The organism is Flavobacterium sp. (genome assembly GCF_044361065.1).
Classification (GTDB): domain Bacteria; phylum Bacteroidota; class Bacteroidia; order Flavobacteriales; family Flavobacteriaceae; genus Flavobacterium.
Genome location: NZ_JBIKJI010000197.1, coordinates 1 through 3,295 on the forward strand (window position 1 = coordinate 1; position 3,295 = coordinate 3,295).

A 3,295-nucleotide genomic window follows, 5' to 3' on the forward strand; every position below is an offset into this window, starting at 1 on the left:
CCAACTGCGCAGATGGTACTGCAGTTATGTGGGAGAGTATGTCGCCGCCTTCTTTTATTAAAGCCTCAATCTATGATTGGGGCTTTTTTTGTTATATAAAGGTTATTCATAAATTGTTTACAAGATTTATCTTATGAAAACCAAAGCGTTAGTGGGTGTAGTGGCATCCTTTTTTTAAAAAAATAACACCAAAAAAGATATAACGGAATACACGACCTGAAAGGGAACGCAATAAAAATAATATAAAATGTGTGATTTATGTTGACTTTTTTTTATATTTAGTGTTCAATTAAATATCTGAGTATGTCATCATTAAAATATCTTTTTTATTTTTTATTTGTTACTTGTGTTTCGTTTTCTCAAGTTACGGTTTGTAGTTGGAATATTATGAACTTAGGTAAATCAAAGTCGGATAGTGAATTGGACATAATAGCTAATTCTATTAAATCATATGATGTAATAGCTGTTCAGGAAGTTGTAGCGGGTTATGGTGGTGCATTAGCTGTTAGTAGATTGGTTTCTATATTAAATAGGAAAGGTACAAAATGGGAATATGTAATAAGTAATCCAACAACGAGTACGAATCCATCAAGTCGAGAGCGTTATGCTTTTATTTGGAAACCTTCAATTGTAAAAAAAACTGGCAATTGCTGGCTTGATCAAAACTATCAAAAAGAAATTGATAGAGAACCTTTTATGGGAACCTTTCTATATAAGGGTAAATCTTTTACAATCGTCTCATTTCACGCTGTTCCAAAAAAGAAAAACCCCGCCAGTGAAATTAAGTATTTTAAATTTTTTCCTAATAAATACCCAAAGCTTAATTTAGTTTTTATGGGTGATTTTAACTGTCCTCAAAGCCATTCTGTTTTTTTTCCTATCAAAAAGAATGGATTTTCAAGCGTTTTTAAAAATCAAAAGACCAGTTTACGTCAGAAATGTATAAATAATGATTGCTTAGCTTCTGAATATGACAATATATTTTACAAATTAAGTAAAATTAAAATAGTGAAAAGCGGAATTGTACCTTTTTATATATCATTTAAATCGCTTAAAGAAGCACGTAAAATTTCAGATCATATACCAATTTGGTGTACTTTTCAATTAATTTGAATTTAAGCATTAATTATTTTGTAAGAATCACTCCTAATTTATTTAACAATTAATTAGTATTGGATTTATAATTCGTTTTCTTTTTTATTTGTAAATTTACATAGGCAAGTATTAAGTATGAAAAATTTTATTCAAATACTATGCGTGCATAGTATTTTTTTTTATATTTGAAAAAAATATTTTATGCAAGATAAAACAATTGATTATATTTTAAGGTTTACCTGGCAAACGGTTTCTAAAATGTATAATGAAGAAGCAGCAAAGTATGGCGCTACAATGGCTACCGGTTTTGCTTTGTTAAGCATTGATAAAGATAAAGGAATTCCTTCAACTGCTTTGGCACCTAGAATGGGTATGGAAGCTACAAGTTTAACCAGAACATTAAAATCTATGGAACAAAGAGGTTTGATTGTTCGAAAGAAAAATCCTGCTGATGGTAGAGGTGTTTTGATATTTTTAACAGATGAGGGAAAACAAAAAAGAGAATTATCTAAACAAACTGTTCTGCAATTTAATGAAGTAATTAAATCTAAAATTACCGAAGAACAACTAACTAATTTTATGCAAGTTGCCGATATAATTAATGAGCAAATTCTTGAAAAAGAAATTTTTGATAACAACATCAAAATAAAATAATGTATATACTTTACACAATATAAAAGTCTCCAAAATAAAACACATATAAATGAAACGAAATATTAAAAAAGTTGCAGTTATTGGATCTGGAATTATGGGTAGTGGAATTGCCTGCCATTTTGCAAATATAGGAGTAGAAGTAATTTTGTTGGATATTACTCCAAATGAATTAACTGAATCAGAAATTAAAAAAGGGTTGACTCTTGAGAGTAAGTTAGTAAGAAATAGATTGGTTAATGACCATTTAGCAACAGCTTTAAAGTCGAAACCATCACCAATATATCATCAAAGTTTTGCCAGTAGAATAAGTACTGGAAATACAACTGATGATATGGCTAAAATTGCTTCTTGTGATTGGATTATCGAAGTGGTTGTAGAACGTTTGGATATAAAGAAATCAGTTTTTGAACAAATTGAAAAATATAGAAAACCTGGGACTTTAATCACTTCAAACACATCTGGAATTCCAATTCATTTTATGAGTGAAGGTAGAAGTGAAGATTTTCAAAAACACTTCTGTGGAACGCACTTTTTTAATCCAGCACGTTACTTAAAATTATTCGAAATTATTCCTGGACCTCAAACTTCATCAGAAGTATTAGATTTCTTAAATGGTTACGGAGAAAAATTTTTAGGAAAAACTTCTGTAGTTGCCAAAGATACTCCAGCTTTTATTGGTAACAGAATTGGAATCTTCGGTATAATGAGCTTGTTTCATCAAGTAAAAGAATTAGGTTTAACGATTGAAGAAGTTGATAAATTAACGGGTCCAGTTATTGGTCGACCTAAATCGGCAACTTTCCGAACTGTTGATGTTGTTGGTTTAGATACTTTAGTTCACGTGGCGAACGGAATTTACGAAAATTGTAAGACAGACGAAGTTTTAGAATTATTTAAATTGCCAGATTTCATCAATAAAATGATGGAAAATAAATGGTTGGGAAGTAAAACCAATCAAGGATTCTATAAAAAAGAAGGGAAAGAAATTCTTTCTTTAGATTTAAATACATTAGAATATCGTGCCGCTAAAAAAGCATCATTCGCAACTTTGGAATTAACAAAAACTATCGATAAACCGATTGATAGATTTAAAGTATTAATAACAGGAAAAGATAAAGCAGGTGAATTTTATCGTAAAAACTTTGCTTCAATGTTTACGTATTGTTCGAACAGAATTCCAGAAATCACAGATGCTTTTTACAAAATTGACGATGCGATGAAAGCTGGTTTTGGTTGGGAAAACGGACCGTTTGAAATTTGGGATGCTATCGGTGTTCAAAAAGGAATTGAAATGATGCAAGCGGAAGGCTTTCAACCTGCAAGTTGGGTAACAGAAATGATAGCATCTGGAAATACGACTTTCTACTCTGTAAAAGAAGGAGCAACTTATTTTTACAATATAGAGAAAAAACAAACAGAGAAAATTCCGGGACAAGATGCTTTTATTATTTTAAATAACATTCGCGAAAGCAAAAAAGTTTGGAACAATAGTGAGAGTATTATTACCGATTTAGGTGATGGAATTATCAATTTAGAATTTACTTCT

At 30.2% G+C, this 3,295-nt stretch carries 3 protein-coding genes; all 3 read left to right on the top strand.

The window, feature by feature from the left end; all coding sequences use genetic code 11:
- Positions 1-303: 303 nt before the first annotated feature.
- Positions 304-1,113, top strand: a complete 810-nt coding sequence (locus ACIQ11_RS09785; protein ID WP_396154455.1) for an endonuclease/exonuclease/phosphatase family protein — start codon at positions 304-306, stop codon at positions 1,111-1,113.
- Positions 1,114-1,296: 183 nt separating this feature from the next.
- On the top strand, positions 1,297-1,749 hold the full coding sequence (locus tag ACIQ11_RS09790) for a MarR family winged helix-turn-helix transcriptional regulator (RefSeq protein ID WP_396154457.1): 453 nt from the start codon (positions 1,297-1,299) through the stop codon (positions 1,747-1,749).
- A 49-nt stretch (positions 1,750-1,798) separates the two neighbouring features.
- A partial coding sequence (locus ACIQ11_RS09795; protein WP_396154459.1) for a 3-hydroxyacyl-CoA dehydrogenase NAD-binding domain-containing protein occupies positions 1,799-3,295 on the top strand: 1,497 nt, incomplete at its 3' end.

What these genes read in the sequence shown, in the direction of transcription:
- ACIQ11_RS09785 (WP_396154455.1), top strand. Translation starts at nt 304, where the DNA reads ATGTCATCATTAAAATATCTTTTTTATTTTTTATTTGTTACTTGTGTT.
- ACIQ11_RS09790 (WP_396154457.1), top strand. Translation starts at nt 1,297, where the DNA reads ATGCAAGATAAAACAATTGATTATATTTTAAGGTTTACCTGGCAAACG.